The 17,356-nt window shown below is 45.1% G+C and carries 9 protein-coding genes; all 9 read right to left on the bottom strand.

Features of this window, described 5'->3' with window-relative positions:
- Window positions 1–5: 5 nt before the first annotated feature.
- Window positions 6–3,122, bottom strand: coding sequence for a SusC/RagA family TonB-linked outer membrane protein (locus AAHJ11_RS02630; RefSeq protein ID WP_258980202.1), 3,117 nt, complete (start codon window positions 3,120–3,122; stop codon window positions 6–8).
- 23 nt (window positions 3,123–3,145) lie between these two features.
- Window positions 3,146–4,348: an alginate lyase family protein gene (locus AAHJ11_RS02625; protein WP_297284681.1), complete on the bottom strand. Its 1,203-nt coding sequence runs from the start codon at window positions 4,346–4,348 to the stop codon at window positions 3,146–3,148.
- A 19-nt stretch (window positions 4,349–4,367) separates the two neighbouring features.
- Entirely contained in the window at window positions 4,368–5,537 is a 1,170-nt protein-coding gene (locus tag AAHJ11_RS02620; RefSeq protein ID WP_297284682.1) for an alginate lyase family protein, read from the bottom strand.
- 35 nt (window positions 5,538–5,572) lie between these two features.
- On the bottom strand, window positions 5,573–8,062 hold the full coding sequence (locus AAHJ11_RS02615) for a glycoside hydrolase family 2 TIM barrel-domain containing protein (protein ID WP_234131973.1): 2,490 nt from the start codon (window positions 8,060–8,062) through the stop codon (window positions 5,573–5,575).
- A 64-nt stretch (window positions 8,063–8,126) separates the two neighbouring features.
- Window positions 8,127–9,386 (bottom strand): glycoside hydrolase family 88 protein, encoded by a 1,260-nt coding sequence (locus AAHJ11_RS02610; RefSeq protein WP_074637154.1) that lies wholly within the window; start codon window positions 9,384–9,386, stop codon window positions 8,127–8,129.
- A 166-nt stretch (window positions 9,387–9,552) separates the two neighbouring features.
- Entirely contained in the window at window positions 9,553–13,788 is a 4,236-nt protein-coding gene (locus AAHJ11_RS02605) for a two-component regulator propeller domain-containing protein (RefSeq protein ID WP_413579027.1), read from the bottom strand.
- A complete protein-coding gene (locus AAHJ11_RS02600) occupies window positions 13,775–14,614 on the bottom strand; it encodes a transporter substrate-binding domain-containing protein (protein WP_148366225.1) in 840 nt (279 codons plus the stop codon). The genes AAHJ11_RS02605 and AAHJ11_RS02600 overlap by 14 nt, the downstream gene beginning before the upstream one ends.
- A gap of 17 nt (window positions 14,615–14,631) precedes the next feature.
- The gene (locus tag AAHJ11_RS02595; protein ID WP_195649081.1) at window positions 14,632–16,683 is read right to left on the bottom strand and encodes a putative porin; all 2,052 of its coding nucleotides are present in this window, start codon (window positions 16,681–16,683) and stop codon (window positions 14,632–14,634) included.
- A 120-nt stretch (window positions 16,684–16,803) separates the two neighbouring features.
- Entirely contained in the window at window positions 16,804–17,346 is a 543-nt protein-coding gene (locus AAHJ11_RS02590; protein ID WP_074556452.1) for a 2-oxoacid:acceptor oxidoreductase family protein, read from the bottom strand.
- Window positions 17,347–17,356: the final 10 nt, after the last annotated feature.

The following is a 17,356-nucleotide window of genomic DNA, read 5'->3' as shown; positions in this document are numbered from 1 at the left end:
AGGAGTTAGAAATTAAGTTCGAATCCGAAAGTGACTGTCGATTGCAGGGGGAACCCTCCGGACTGGTAACCGTTGATAAGGGGAGAACTGTAAGAACCACTCGTCTTGCGTGCTTCCGGATTAATACCACGGTAGTCCTTGGACCAGATATAGAACAGGTTCTGTCCTGAAGCATAGAGACGGAGTGAGTTGATTCCGATCTTTTTCAATTGCTTCTTATTGAACTTATAACCTAAAGTCACGTTGCGCAATGCCACATACGAGCCGTCTTCGATCAGGTAATCCGTAAATTCCCAGGCGACACCGCCGTTTGCTGCGAAAGAGGGAGTTTTTCCGTCACCCGGGTAGTCTGCGCTGATCCAGCGGTTTTTCACGTAGTTGCGGTTGAACTTCTTGGTTTCGGTAAAGTAACCGTCACCGTTGAATACATCCAGTCCGTGAACTCCCTGAATCATGACGTAAAGGTCGAATCCTTTCCAGGTCAGTGTATTGGTGAATCCCCATGTTGCTGTCGGGAATGGGTTGCCTATTTCTGTACGGTCTTTGTCATTAATCACTCCGTCATCGTTGATATCTACAATCCGGAGACTGCCCGGTACGGCGCTGGCCAAGTGGGGAACAGCGTCCACCTCTTCCTGACTTTTGTAAATGCCGTCTGTCTTGTAGCCGAAGAAAGAAATGGCTCTCTTGCCTACCTGTGCCAGATATGTTTCGTTACGTTCACCCGTAGAGATCAGTCGTTCTTCTCCCGAAAGTTCCAGTAACTTGTTGAAGTTGGAAGAGATATTGAATGAGCTTTCCCATTCAAAATTCTTGGTGCGGATATTATGAGTGTTCAGTTCTATCTCAATACCACTGTTGCGGATGCGTCCGATATTATTCCAGTAGTTATTGAATCCGGTGAAAGAAAGAACCGGCTGTTTGAATAATAACTGTTTGGTGATGGAGTAGTATCCGTCCACTGTCAGGTTGATGCGGTTGTTCAGGATGCTCAAGTCAAATCCGGCGTTGTATTCGTAAGTCTGTTCCCAGGTGATGCGGTTGTTACCTTTGGTTTCGCTAGTTTTGGCGAGTCCGGAGATCAGGTTGCCGTTTCCCTCTCCCAATGCATAGTTGCTGGGATAGAGCAGGTCATAGAATGAATTGGCGGGAATACTGTTATTACCCGTCACACCGAAACTGGCACGGACTTTCAGCAGGTTCAGCCAACCGAATTGTTTCAGGAAAGACTCTTCCGAAGCACGCCATCCCACAGATACCGAGGGGAAGTAGCCCCATTGATGCCCGTCGGCGAAGAGAGAACTTCCGTCTGTACGGATACTGGCAGAGAACAGGTATTTCTCATCATAACTGTATGTGGCACGTGCCAATAGGGACATCATTGCCGTACGGTATTTCTGGGTGTAAGTTCCGTCAAGGTCGAAAGATGTTGCGGCATTCAATGTATGGATATAGTCGGTGGGGAAGCCCAGTCCGACGATACCGGCAGTTCTTTCAGAAGTAGTCTGCGCTGTGTAGCCGGCCAGTACGGAGTAGTCATGCTTCCCTGTCTTTCCGGTATAGTTCAACGTGTTCTCGCTCAATAAGTCGATATACAGACGGTTGGTATAAGTACCCATAGCAGATTCTTCATCTTTCTTCGCTGCATAATCGCGATATTGATTGTTCTGGCGATACTTGATAAAGAAGCCGTTGGAAGTGGTGAATACCAGTCCTTTCATCAGTTGGACATTGAAAGAGGCATTCGCCTGCAGGTTGTAATCCTCGCGGAAACGTTCTTCCGTATCCATCAGTGAACGCGGATTGTTGTTGCTCGAACCGAAAGGACTGCTGGTCGGGGTGAAAGTGGTTCCGTCTTCACGGGTATAAGTGACATTGCTGAAGTCGCTGCCTCGTGCATACGAACCGATAGGTTTGCCGGTCAGTGCGGAGGTGGCGGCTGTATGGCGTACAGGCATGAAAGAGGGCGTACGATAGAAATCCATGAAGTTGGTGGCAGGAGTTTCTGTCTTGGTGTACGACGGTGCCAGATTCAAGCTGAAGTCTACCCGCTTGGATAGTTTGGCAGTGATGCGTGAACGCAGGTTCAGGCGGGTATAGTTGCTGTTGAGCATGATACCGTCTTCCTGTGCATAGTTGCCCGAAATATAATAAGTGATGTCATTCTTGCCACCCGATACGGAGAGCTGCACCTGGTGAATCTGCGGACTGCTGTTCAATCCCTCTTTCTGCCAGTCGGTGTAGTTATCAATGAGGCCGAAAGCCTCCTCTGTCTGTGACATTGTTTTATTTTTCAATACCGATTCATATCCGATCATGCTGCAATAATCCTGTGAACTCATGATGGGATGTAACTTATAAGCCCATTTCAAACCAGTGGAGGCTTTCACGCTGTATTTTGGTTTACTGGCTTTTCCTGTCTTGGTAGTAACCAAAATAACGCCATTGGCGGCACGTGAACCGTAGATGGCTGCCGAAGCGGCATCTTTCAATACTTCGATGGAAGAAATATCCGCCATATCGAGTGTGGAAAGACCGTCCGGTGTGGGGTAGCCGTCGATGACAATCAACGGAGAACTGTCGGCACTGATAGAACCCATACCACGCACACGGATTTGTGGGGCGGCTCCCGCTTCGGAAGTAGAGTTCTGGATATTGACACCGGCAATTTTACCTTGTAATAACTGGTCTACTTGGGTCACGGGAATATCTGTCAGGTTGTTGATATCCATCTTGGACACAGATCCCGTCAAGTGAGACTTTTTCTGCACACCATAACCTACGACTACCACTTCATCCAGTGTCTTGGTATCTTCCAGCAGGTGAATATCCAATTTGTTTTTACCGTTGATGGCAACTTCCTGTGGGATGTATCCGATGTATGAAACCACCAGGATAGACTTGGAGGAGGGGACACTCAACGTAAACTGACCGTCCATGTTGGTGATTGTACCTGCGGTACCACCTTTTACTTTCACATTCGCTCCGGGGATTCCACCCTGGCTGTCGGTCACTGTTCCGGTGACGGTAAACGACTGTGCATAAGTGACGGTAACGCACGGAACACAGAATAACAGCATCAATGCCATTACCAAAGGGTAATGAATAAATTTGTTCTTCATCTGATTAGTATTTTAAGTGTTTCTTATTCTAAACTATAGATTAAATGAATTCTTTTGTTGGCAGGTGTCTTGCGGAATTGAGTGCCGATGGCTTCATATCCGGCTTTCGGATCAAAGAAGGAGGCACGGCGAAGAATCCAGCAAGCTTCTTCCTGTTTCTTGTCCCATTCCTTGATTTGTTGGTAAGGCCATTCGCTCTGTGGTTTGCCGATATATGGAATCAGAAATTTCAGTGCTGCCGTAATGGAACGTCCGTCCGGACTGGTGGCGGTGTAAATATCCTGTCCCAAAGTGGAGGCGATCGAACACATATCGAGCATATGTCCCAGATTGAAGATGGTATATCCTAGGGCGGTGGTGCGTGCAAGTTCCAACGGTTGCTTGCCGTCCGGTTCTATCTGCGCGAACAAACGCTTTTCGGGAAATTCCTGAATGGTTTTCATTGCAAGATCTTGATTGCCTGTATATAGAGCATAAGCTGTCAGTTGCACGTCATAAGCCAGACCGTGATTGTTCTTTGCTCTCTGTTCTTCGGCAGCTACGGGACTGGTCTGCATCCATTCCACTAGTTGCGTGAACCATTCTTTCATCCCTTTCTTTACTTTGGGAGTAAATGCTTTCGAGTTCTCCATCAATGTCATGGCGTCAATCATTTCTGTGAATGAGTAAATATCAATCATACCTGCACCACGTCCCATGCCTTTATTCTTTCCGGGGATGGTTTGTCCGTAAGTGAGGTTCGGATTCATCTTTGTCTTGGCATCCAGAAACCAGACATTCAGGAAGTCTACGGCTTTTTGCGCATATTTCTCATCACTGGAGAAGTAATAGGCAAGTCCCAGTGTGGTGACTGCTTTCGACATATCTCCCAGTTTGTTGCGGTCGAGCTTATCCAATTCCGGATTTCTTAGTCCGTCTTTACGGATATAGGGCAAACCGTCCGGTTTGGATGGATCCGGCCACCAGTAAGGGCCCATGCTCATATAGTCGTGTTTGTCTCCGCTATCTGCTGTCATTGTTTTGTCCATTACGGACGGCGGAGTCATCTTCAAAGCCTTGTCGGCATCTCTTAAAAGAGTTTTGACGGCAGGGGCATATAGAGGTGAATCGGCTTTTTCTTTTACTTTGGCTAATTTTTCCGCGGCATAGATGCGGGTGTTGGCTACCTGTGCGTTCAGTGTGAAAGCAGAGGCGAACAATAATGTGCATACTAATAAGTTTTTCATATTCTATTGATTTTCTAGTTTATTGAATCCATAATAACGGGTGACGGATGGGAAGATTACGTACCACCTCTTCGTTGGTGGGGAAATGCTCCAGTTGCATCCATGTTTTGAAATATTCTTTGTTGAAATGATGTAATGTGCCGAATAACAGGAACGGTTGCGCCACCGGCCATTCTTCCCAGAACATGATGTCGGGTTGTCTCTTCCAGCTACTTTTGTCTTTTACGTATGGATAAAGCCAAGCGATACCCTTATCGATGTTTTTGCCATCCGGTGTGGTATAGTTCCATATGTTTTTTTCTTCGGTAGTGAGCAGTTGGCAGATAGTGGCCATTGCGTCAAGGTTGAAAAGAGAATAACCATAGGGCTTGGTGCGTTCCAGTTCTAAAGGGAAACTGCCGTCTGCAGCCATTTGATTAGGTAAAAGTACTGTTTTATAGCGTTCCGTGCAAAAACGAATCATTTCCCGGTTGTCCGTGAACAACGCAAAGGCAGCGACTTGCATGACCCAGCAGGTACCATGATTGTTTTTCGCTTCCATTTCTTTGATTCCGTAACGGTGTGTGGACATCCAGGTCAGATAATCGGAGAACCATTGTTTGATAGTCCCCAGTTCTTCCTTGTCAATTATCCCTTTCGCTTCCATAAGCCGGAGCGACTGCACTACTTCGATCAGGTGAATCGTATCGATAATTCCTATTCCTCGTCCTGTCGCTACTCCCTTGATGGCCTGTGCATACAGCAGATTGGGATTCATCTGTGTATCCGGGGTGATAAACCATGCCCGGATATGTTGCATGGCTGCATCGGAATATACTTGTTTACCCGTAAGTATCCAGGCGGAAGTAAGGTCGCCTACCAGTTGGCTCATGCGAATCATGGTCTGCCGGTGTGCTGTGAAATTCTCCGGGTTGGTTTCTCCGTCCCGGCGGATATAAGGACCGTCGGGAGCTTCCGGATTCGGCCACCAGTAGTCACCCTCCGAATAGAAGTCATGGATACCTCCGGCACTTCTTGTCGCGCGGGTAGCGGTCACTGTGACCGGTTTCTCATGAAGCGCGGCATCTGCCCGTTGTATCGTTTCTTTTTCTAAAAGGTGACGGATCTGTTCGGCTGTGTTTTCTCCGGCAACTGCCGTAGCAGTGCCAAAGAATATAATGAAACCTATTGAAACTATTGTCTTTCTCATGGTACTTTTCTCCTTTTCTTATTCAGCTTTCACTGCTATTCAGCTTTCACTTCGATGAAAGCAGTTTGAATGCCCGGTGATTTTACGGCTATCTGGCATGTACCGTTCAAGTCAACGCGAATCGCAGCTCTGCCATTATAAGCCTGTACTTTTCGGGAACCGGTGGATGTTCCTAAGTTCTGAATCAGTTTTCCGTCGCCCGCAGCTTCAAATGAGATTACATTTGCAGCATCCAGGCAGGGGATCCCTTTGTCGTCAGTCAGCTGGGCTTCCACCCATACGATAGAACCTTTATCGGGGTATGTCTTCAACTTCAGTTGTTTCGGATTGCCCCATTCTTCTGTCTGGTAGTTGAAACTTATTTCATCCGTAATGGCTGCTTTCATGTTACCTTTACCAGGGCCTTTCACAGCGACCGCTTTTATGTTATTTTCTCCTGCTTTCAGTAGGCAGTTCCAGTGAAGTCCCGCTGCCGGAAAGTCCTGGCTGTTGCGTTGCTTGACTCCCTGACTGACGCCGTTCACGAACAGCTCTACTGCTGCACAGTTGGAATATACTAGAATCTCTTTTTCTTCGTTCACTTTGCCCCATCGAGTCCGCCAGTTATGACCGTAAATATGAATCATAGGCTGTTTAGTCCAGTAAGACTGGAAGACGTAGTAGGCTTCTTTTTTAGTGAGATCCCGTTCTACCACTCCTTTCTGATTGACGTATGGCACCGGATTATCGGGGCGGAGAGGGGTGGAGAAATCTTTGAATACCCAAAAGGCGGTTCCTGTCAGCCAAGGCATTGTTTCTTGCTCTTTCAAGTGCCAGTCGAATAGTTTTACGATGTATGTTTCCGACCAGTCGCCATCTCTGGAAGCACGGGGATCTCCGCCTTGCAGGGCGAAGTCGCCTGCCCGTTCGTCGGCACTGTTTCCACTCGTAATTGCCTGTAGCGGGTTGAAAGGATATTCGGAATGACGTCCGGCATGTGAGTCACCTCCCCATTCTACGTGCAGGAAATGTTTCACCCGTTTCATCTCGTTCTCCGAAATGCTCTTGTAGTCTGTGAATTGTCCGCGATACCAGCCTGCCCAAATGGAGGGAGAGTAGACATCTACAATATCATTGCAGAAATCACATCTGCGGATGGAAGTCATACGTGACGGATCGAGTTGGTGTGACAAGTCATTCAACTCTTTCATGAAAGCACGGATGGCCGATTGTTCGAATGTTGAGAAATCATTGGGCCAGTCATTTTCATTTCCCAATCCCCAAAGGATGACGGAGGGATGATTGTGGTGCTGGGTAATCATGTTGGTCAGCATCCGGCGGGCTTGTGCCTGATATTTCTCTCCTCCCAGTCCACCTCTGCACCAGGGGATTTCTTCCCATACCAAAATGCCTAACTGATCGCATAAACGGAGAATGATGTCCGATTGTTGGTAATGTCCCAAACGGATAAAGTTGACTCCCATCTCTTTAATCAGTTTCATTTCCGCTTCCATTTGTTCTTCTGTCATAGCGGCGCCTACTCCGGCATGGTCTTCATGCCGATGGGTTCCTCTTAACAGCAGGCGTTCTCCGTTCAACCGGAAAGGTCCGTTTTCAATGAATTCAAAGTGACGGAATCCGACGGATTCTGTAATAGTCTGTTTGCTTTGAGGAGTAGTCAATGTCAGTTCGCAGGTATAGAGTTGAGGCTGGTCGGGACTCCACAGAATCGGATTCTTAATCGTTGTTTCGAACAGAGGATTTGTTCCCAACGGAAGAATCGTTGTTGTCTGTTCCCATACCTTTTCTCCATTAGGCGCCTTTAATAAAAGGTGAATGCTTGCCTGGCGAATATCATTCGGGTTATGAAATGTTCCTTGTATCTTTAGAGAAGCGCTTTTCATATCTTTCTCTACAGGGGTTTCTATCTGTATATTACTGAAGGACACTTCGGGCTGGTAAATCAGATTCACGTAGCGGTAAAGACCACCGTATAAGTTGAAATCCGACAGGTCGGACGGAATCATCTCCGTATCTCTGGTATTATCGCAACGAACGGATAATGGAATTCTGCCATTGAAGCGTTTTGCGCAATCCGGGTTGGCAAGGGCTTGTTGAACAGCTTCGGTGATATCGACACTCCAACCGTCGTAGCCTCCTGTGTGACTGGCTACTTTATATGTATAGACATACACTTCCGTTTTTTGTCCTGCTCCCTCAAACTCCAGCAGGATGCGTCCATTGAGATATGGATTCTTGATAGAAAGCTGCGTGCGATACCATCCTGCGCCCTGATAATAATTGATATCCGGGTCTACTGCATCTTCTGCATTGAAACAGTGGGGCAGGGTAACCTGTTGCCAGATAGGCACTGCTTCGGAAGAACCGGGGTCGGCGGGACGTATTGCTTCCCAAATGCTTCCCAAGTCACCTTTCAGGTATTCCCATGAGTCTGTCAGCCGGATTCTTTGTTGAGTCGGAATCATGGCATTTAACGGGAGTATCAGCAGAATGAACAGGATGAATATGGAAGATAATCTTTTCATAATTAGTAATGTACTAATAAGGATAAATAGTAAAGTGATGTGATCGTGAGAGTTGCCGGAAGATTTAGAAAAGACTTTCTTCCTTTTCCAATTTAGCTTTGCGGAGCAAGGCTTCTAGGAAATAATAGTCGGCGTATGAAAGCGGGACATCTATTTCGCTGTCGTGTGGTTTGGAACCTGTGCTGTGCAGCAGCAAGAATCCTTTATCCCCGTTCAGTTGCGCACGATAGCTATGCGTCAGATTCTGGAGAATCTTATCGGCTTCCTGCTTGTATTGTTCTTTCTTTTCGGGAACGTATGTGCTTAGTTCATAAAGAGCGGATGCCATACAGGATGCAGCGGATGCGTCACGGGGTTCGTTCGGTATTCCGGGTGCGTTGAAGTCCCAATAAGGAATCAGGTCTGCCGGCAGGGTCGGATTACTGAAGATGTATTTCTCTACTTTCTCCGCCTGTTGCAGGAATTCGGGTCTGCCGGTTTCACGATAACACATGGTGTATCCGTATAAGGCCCATGCTTGTCCGCGTGCCCATGCCGATTCGTCGGAATATCCCTGATGCGTCATTTTGCTGCGTACCGTTCCGTTGATGGTATCGTAATCTACTACATGATAGCAGCTGTTGTCTTCACGGAAGTGATTCTTCATGGTAGTGAGTGCATGGTTGACTGCTATATTATAATAGGTGGAGTCGTTTGTTTCGCGGAATGCCCAGAACAGAAGTTCAAGATTCAGCATATTATCGATGATAACGGGGAATTGCCATTTGTCTGCATGGTGGTCCCAGGAACGGATACAGCCGATTACCGGTTTGTAACGGGTAATCAGGGTGCGTGCGGATTGCAACAGAATATCTTTATAAGTGGAATCTCCGGTCAGACGATAACCGTTTCCATAGCTGCAATACATCTTGAAGCCCATGTCGTGTGTTTTTCCGTTATTTTTTTCGCGTTCCAGAATTTCTGTATGTTTCTGCGCCTGCTCTTTCCAATATGGATTGTGCGTGTACTCATATAGATACCAAAGCTCACCGGGGAAGAATCCACTGGTCCAGTCTTTAGAAACAACCAGTTCCAGTGAACCGTCCGGTTTGATACTGCGGGGATTGGTTAATTCCCCCCAGCCTTTGTTTTCTCTCTTTTCTCTACTCTCTTGTGATTCATTGGCACGTGCCTCGTCTATTTGAGTCAGTGCGTATTTTAATTGCTGTTCGGCAAATGCGAAGTTAGAAGCAACGATATCTTGCTCTTTAGAGTGATTACAACTGGTAAGTGTGATGATTCCAAGTCCGAAGACCAACAAGTAGTTTTTAATCTTTGTTTCCATATGATTATATTAAGTAGAACAACATTGCAAATGTATGGAAACAGAGTAGAATCGGTTTGTCTAATGATGCCAGATGTTTGCATTTTCATCCCAAACAAATAAAAAAATCCGCTCTGTAAGCCTTGTTGGGACATTTTTTATTGTTTGGGACGATTTTGTAAATCGGCTATTTCCGGATGGTATCAATATCTGTATGGCCTGAATGTGACTTTTGATATTCCGATGGAGAAACACCGTAAGCTGATTTGAAACATTTCGTGAAATAGGCAAGAGTACTGAATCCCGTAGCCGTTGCAATTTCGGTAATGTTCATTTCTGTTTGCTTCAGCATTTGTGTAGCTATTTCCAAACGTTTATGACGGATAAGGTCATTCAACGGCAGGTCGGTGATAGCTTTCAGTTTCCGGTAAAGGTTGCTCCGGCTGAATCCCATCTCTTCACAGATTTTGTCTACTTTCAAATCGGGGTCAGTGAGATACTTTTCAATGATTTTGAATAGTTTCTGCATGAATTTCTCATCGGCGGAGGTCGTTTCCACTTCAATTCCCATGGATTGCAGGGAGAAATTTTTGCTATATACGGATTTTAGCTTCTCCCGCTGCGCCAGAAGATTGTAGATACGTACCAGCAGGACATCAATATTAAATGGCTTGACCACATAATCGTCTGCTCCCGACAAGAATCCTTCTTTGACATGCATCACCATCGTGCGGGCAGTGAGTAGAATAACGGGAATATGTCCTGTCTGCAAATTGTTCTTGATAAGTGAACAAAGTTCCAGTCCGTCGATACCGGGCATCATAATGTCCGTCACCACCAGGTCGGGAAATTCTTTCAGGATAATTTCAAAAGCATCCGAACCATTGTCGGCTTCCAGTACATGGTAATATTGTTCCAAGTGTCCTTTTACGTAACTTCGTATCTCTTCGTTGTCTTCTACCAATAGAACTGTTTTGCCGGGTAGGGATGGAGTGGCTCCGGAAACGGTATTTTCGGAATCAATGGCTCCGGACATACCTTTTTCTACTTGTTCATTGGTTTCTTCCGGGAGAACAACGGCATCCGCTACCTCTTCTTCTGTCATGGTGTGGTTTGGCAATAGGATAGTGAATACGCTTCCTTTGGGGGTATTGGCTGTGACTCCAATTTCTCCGTGATGCAGATGAACAACAGATTGAGTCAGGCTTAATCCGATACCTGTGCCATTCATATTCTCGCTACCTGTCGTGTGACCAACCTGGTAGAAGGGAGTGAAGATTTGGGTACGTTCATCTTCTGGAATTCCTTTTCCCGTATCTGCTACCTGAATCACTAAATAACTTCCCTGATGGGAGGTGATAAGCGGAGAATGTTCCGATAGCCAGTCGCTATGTTCTTGGCGGAGAGTGTCTATATCTGTAATCAGCAATAAACGCAGAGTGATCGTATCTCCCGGTACTGTGAATTTGAAAGCATTCGACAATAAATTGAAAACAGCTTTTTCGAGTAAGCCCTGATCGAAGCAGGCTGTCACCTCACCTTGAGGGGGCTGATATTCAAAGTGAATCCGTTTGCTTTCGGCAATCTGCCTGAATGTATAGAATATTTCGAGCAGGAAAGCATTCAGGTCGCTTTGAGACAGTTGGAGAGTAAGATTACCACTCTGGTTCTTCTGTAAATCCATCAATTGATTGACGAGAAGTAATAATCGGCGGGCATTTTTCAGAATCATTTCCAGTTGTGTTCTGATAAACTGGGGAACTTCTGCCCGTTTCATCAACTCTTCCAACGGACTGATGATAAGTGTCAGTGGAGTACGTAACTCATGCGAGAAGTTGGTGAACAGGTGTAGCTTTGTCTGATGGAATTCTTCCATGCGTTGTTTTTCCATTTGCTTCATGCGCAAGTCCAGTTCCAGTTTATGCTTACTGTACATATAATAGCCGATAGTAAACATGATTCCCAATGCGGATAGGACATAGAGAATATAGGCCAGTGGCGTTCCCCACCACGGAGAGCGAATGATGATTTCCATTTTCTTTCCGGTTTCATTCCATACGCCGTCATTGTTGGATGCTATGACCTGGAATGTATATTTTCCCGGAGCGATGTTGGTATAGAATGCTTCTTTACGACTACCTACGTAATTCCAGTCTTCGTCGTGACCGGAGAGTTTATAGGCATATTGGTTCTGTTTATGCAGAATGTAGTTCAAGGCACTGTATGCAATGGAAAAATTATTCTGATTGTAGGCAAGTACCAATGTTTGTGTATCATCCGGGGCACTATCCAGCAGATGAGTATCATCATTCGGTGTGATAACCTTATTGTTTACGGTCAGTTGGGTCAGTACTACCGGCGGCATGGTGTTATTCTTTAGGAGAGAGCCGGGGGTAAAAGAAAGGAAACCATTGCTTCCGCTAAAGTAGATCTCACCGTGGGGCAGACTGATGACTCCCTGCGGTGTAAACTCCAACGTTTCAGAACCGACAAAACAGTCATAACTACGTATCTGCCCGGTCTTGGTATTCAGCTCGGCTATTTCCTTATCGACACTAATCCATAAGTTATTATTGTGCTCCACCATGGCATATACCTCATTATTGGGTAGCCCCTCTTTCTTGCCAATATGTTTGACGACGCCTGTTCCTTGTTTATACAGGTATATTCCCCCTCCGAAAGTGCTGAACCAGATTTCACCGTTCGCTTTGCGCACCATGGAAGTGATGTAGTTATTTTCGAGTTTCTGATTGGGATTTGTCTCTGACATATTGCAACGGAGCACCGTTCCTTTTTGCATATCATATTCGTAGAGCCCGAACGACCGGGTTCCTATCAGAAAGGTATGGGCATTCAGTGGCAGGAAACTCCGGAGGCTGGTGAAGTTGACAAACTCCTTTTTCTCTTTGCCATACGGGAACTGATTCGTGATTTTTCCGTCCGGAGACAGTTTCACCAGTCCTTTGTCGGCTGTCGTTCCAATCCATAGATTATTCTCTGCATCTTTATAAAAAGTATAGATAGCTATATTTTTTTCCCGGTCGAATGAATATACTAATGTGAACTTTCTGGAGGGAATATGGAATCTATAGACTCCTCCGGTACTTGTGCCACACCAGATGTAATCTCCGTCCAGTAACAGGGATTTGATGATGTTCTTGTTGAACAATCCTTGGGATGTCTGTTCAATCAGGAAGTTGGTATATTTCTTGGTGATGGGATCGAACTGCATTAATCCTCCTCCCTCTGTTGCAATCCACAATGAAGTGGAATCATACACCATCGTGCCAAAGATATTATATAACTTCTGGTTGTTATTCTCTACCGGATGGTAAAAGATGAATCGGTTATTGAGCGGGTTATAGTAGTTCACACCACCGGAGTAGGTACCTACCCAGAGCGTTTTTTCCCGGTCGATGTAGATACTGCGGACGGAAAAATGACTTAGGCTGTTCTGGTTGGCATCGAACCGGTTGTACTTGGATATATCATCGTTTCTTAAATCCAGAATACTAAGTCCGTCAAACGTCCCGATAATCAATTTCTGGTCCTGCTCGGTGATGCAACGGATATAGTCATTTGTCAGTCCGCTGTTTTTCTGATTGTAGATGGATAAGTCTTTGGTCTTCGGGTTCCATTTATTCAGTCCCCTGGTTTCTGTTCCTATCCATATCTGATGTCGGGAGTCTTCGAAAATACAACTGATTGCGTCGTCCGACAGGGCAGGCAGTGTGCTTTTATTGAGTTGCTGAATCAACTCCATTTCAGGCGTACAGATAAATAATCCGTGACGGTGGGTACCAATATAAAGCCGTTTTTCTGCATCAATATAAAGCTGCATGATTGCTTCATTCTCCGGGATATGGTCGGAATATTTCTTCTTGAATTCCCCGGAACGGGGGTACCATATACATAACCCCGTTCGGGTACCAACCCACAGATTTCCGGACTGGTCAAATTGAAGAACGGCAATGTTGTTTCCTGCCATGCTTGGATAATCGTCCGTTTGATATTTGGTAATCTGATTGGTTTTGAGATTGATATAATTAAGCCCGTTATTGGTGCCTACCCACAATCCGTCATTTGCATCGTCCGGCAACAGGCAGGTGATATGATTGTCCGACAATGAATGAGGATCATCGTTATCATGCTTGTATACAGTAAATTTCTCCCCGTCGTATTTGTTTAATCCATTGCGGGTGGCAAACCAGATATACCCTTTGGAGTCTTGGGCAATGGCAAGGACTGATAGTTGCGACAAGCCATTCTTGAGATTGATATTCGAGAAATTGAATATCCCGCTTTCTGCGGCATGGGTCCGTGGAAAGCAGATAGTCAGGAGAATCAGGAAAGCAATAAAAGAAAATGAACGTATGTGGAATCGAAGTTTTTGTGTAATAGAAATAAGGTTATTCTTTATCATAGTATTTCTTATAAATCTTTTGGTATTCCTTTTCCTTTTGGAATTTATCCAGCCATGTATTCAAACTATCGAGTAAGGCGGGGGATTGTTTGCTGACTGCCCATGAGTAGAACTGCGTGAAGCTGATAGCTGTATTAATATCTATTTGCGGCAACGAATCTGCTGCTGCCAGTGCGATACTTTCGTCACAAACGGCATAGTCGATGTCTCCATGCGCTACCATTGATATCAATTGTTCGGAACCGTATTTATCAATCTCTTTGATATAGATCGTGTCTCCGATCTCATTGCCTAAATTCTGAATACGCAAAATAGAAGGAGAACCTTTTACGACATGAAGTGTTCGCTGGGCTAAATCCAGCTGGGTACGGATATAGAGCGAATCATTCTCTCCAGTTTCTTTGCGTTGCACCAGCACTTGCTTGTTGAGGAAAATGGGAGAGGTGAGAAGCAGAGAGTCTTTTAACTTGCTGGTGGCTAATATGCCATAAGCAATCACATCATAACGTCCCTCGCTTAATCCTTCCAACCGCTTTTCGAAACTCATGATAGGTGTTATTTCGGCTTTGAGCCCTTTGTCCCGGGCGAATGCCTGGATCAGTTCGTAATGAAAACCGGAAACAGTGTCACTGTCTACATAAAAACTGATGGAATTATATTCAGTGGCTACACGTATGATACCCTCTTTGGCAATGGCAGCATAATCACGCGGATGTCCCGCAGGTTTTTCCTGCTTGCCGCATTGACGGAAAGAGGAGATAAATGCCAATACAACAATCACTGGCACTAAATATCTGAACAGTCTCAATTTGGGGCGTGATACCATAAGCCGTATAGTTTTTGTTAATCATAGAAATTCCATGAAAGACCGAATTTCAGCACACGTGGGTTGATGGGGTAGTGCGGAGACAAAAAGTAATTCGGACTGCTCATGCCCTGGTTCACGTGATACATCATTACATAGAAACGTGTACGCTTTAAATGTAAATTTGCATATACATTCACAATCGGATAACCTCCTATCTGTACTTGGTCGTCTGTCGGTTGCAGATGAAAATTCTGAATGGCCGGCATATAGGCAGGTGCATTGTATTTGCTGAAATAACGCACGTCGGCTCCCAATTGCACACTAAGTACTTTCTTCGCCAGTTTGAACTGCATATAGAAGTTATGATATAGCGAGAGATCAGGTAGGGGAAGTACAGTCTGGTCACTGGATTTCTGCCAGGTCACTTCATTGTCCAGATGGAAGATTCCCAACTTGAAGTCCTGATTAAGACTTGCAGATAATACCTGTATACTTCCGCTGTTCTGTTCCGGTGTTGCTTCTTGGTTGAAGTAAGTATAGTTCTTGATGTTTTCAACTCCTGCTTTCAGGCGTGTCCTCCAACGTGCAATGCTCAATTCCCCCTCAATACGGGTACGGAATTCCTTGTCCATATCGTCGTCCCACATAAAATGCTTGGAATGATAATGGCGCATATAGAAAGGAGCAAGCTTATTGCTGACTTCACCACGGGCTATCAGACTGACGGTATCTTTCCATAACGGGAAGTTCAGGTCAATATCTCCTTTTACATTAAATTGTCCGATGGCTTTTCCTGCCAATCCCACTTCTCCGATAGCATGGTAATGAAGTACATTTCCTTCACGTTTGGATAATTCTCCTCCAACAAATATTTCATTTTCGTTGTATTTGTCGGGCAACGGATTTCCTTCCATATTCATCAATGTATACTTGCTGATTTTATAGGAAGCGAATGCCGTCAATCCGGCTTTGGCATATTTATTAAAGCCTTCCAATAGAGCAATACCTATGGTATTCTTGATTCCTACATAGGTGGTACTGTCTCTGGCCGTAGGATTATCTGGGTCTAAATAAGTGTTTTGATAATAATTCTTCTCGCGCATATCATCATTCGAGTTGAAGGTATGCCGTGCCCGTTCTACCTGGATGGTGTGTATAAAACTGGTAACGGGGACAAACTCCTGTTTGGCGGGAGTGGTGTCATTTTCAGCCTGTGGTATGTCACGACTGAATCCCAGATTATATCGTTGGGTCAGGAAGACATAAAAGTCATGGTTACGGTTGGTCGTTGCATTTAGTACGGTAGGAATATTGGTTGACTCATATTCTCTTTGACCTTGCGCCATTTCTTCCGGTGCAGTGATATAGCGGTCGTCCTCAATACCTCCGTTTTCGTTTGTTTTCAGGTAATTGTTGCTGTATATAGCTTGCATCTGATATTTGTCGCCGATATAGCTACCGAAAACAGCTGCGTTAAAATACGCCGTATTCTGATTATTGTAATATCCTCGTCCGTACAGGTAATCTATATTAAAGCCGAAAGCCAGTTTCTTGTTTACATTGACAGAGAAGTAAGATTTGAAACGCTCTTCCCCGTTCACTTTATTACCGGCTTTGTGATACGTCAGATTCGTATAAGGTACGTTACTGTTGGTAAAATTAAATTCCGTAGGACGAATAAAGAAACTGGAGAAAGGCTCCATGAAAATAGTCGGTTCCGGGTCACGGCGGTCAAAGAAGATGCGTGACATACGGGGAGAACCCATATTGGCCAGATAATTGTAATGTCCGGTAAGTCCTTCGGTCAGGTTTGAATTCTGGAAATGATGAAAGGCTGTATCTGCCGGTACTATGGTCCGGTCGCCCAACTGGTTTTTGATACGCCACATATACAATTTTGGAGGCAATCCCTGTACTTCGACATTTGCACTATCCAATCTGTCCGGAATCATGGCAGGGTCTACCTGATTTCCGTATTGGTCGTATCCGTTTTCGTCTACTCTCTGGCGACCATTATCGAACTGTGCCTGAACAGTCGTCAAACCTATAACGGAAAGTAATATATATAATAGTAAGATTCGTCTCATAATTGGAGGCAAAGATACTTACTTTAATTGAGAATTGAGAATTGAGAATTGAAAAATATGTTGCATCCTTTACTTGGCGAGCAATTATTTCTTAATTCTCAATTCTTAATTTTTAATTTATTAAACCTCACGGATTAACTCCATCCCTTTCTTGATAGCTTCCTCGTTCATAGGAATCAAGTGGTGGTGGCGTTCCGGCAAGGTTTTCTTCAATCCTTTAACCACATTCTCCAAAGTTACAACCGGACGAAGTTTCAATAAACCGCCAAGTACGATCATGTTGAATGCTTTGGCATTGTTCATCTCGTTGGCTGCATCCATTGCGTCAATACGATATACTTTGATATCCTTGCGAGTAGGAGGGTGGATAATTCCGTAACCGTCATAAATCAGGATACCGCCGGGTTTCACTTTGCTTTCGAACTTCTCGAGTGAAGGCTGGTTCAGAATGATGGCAGCATCATATTTACTTAGAATCGGTGAAGATATCTTGTCGTCGCTTACAATAACTGTAACGTTGGCCGTTCCACCTCGTTGTTCAGGACCATAAGCCGGCATCCAGCTCACTTCTTTGCCTTCCATCAGACCGGAATATGCCAGAATCTTACCCATAGACAATACGCCTTGTCCACCGAAGCCTGCTATAATAATTTCTTCTTTCATTGTTCTGTTG

The organism is Bacteroides sp. 90-K9/2 (assembly GCF_047310725.1).
In the GTDB taxonomy this organism is placed as follows: domain Bacteria; phylum Bacteroidota; class Bacteroidia; order Bacteroidales; family Bacteroidaceae; genus Bacteroides; species Bacteroides vicugnae.
This window is presented reverse-complemented; position numbering and strand designations above follow the sequence as displayed.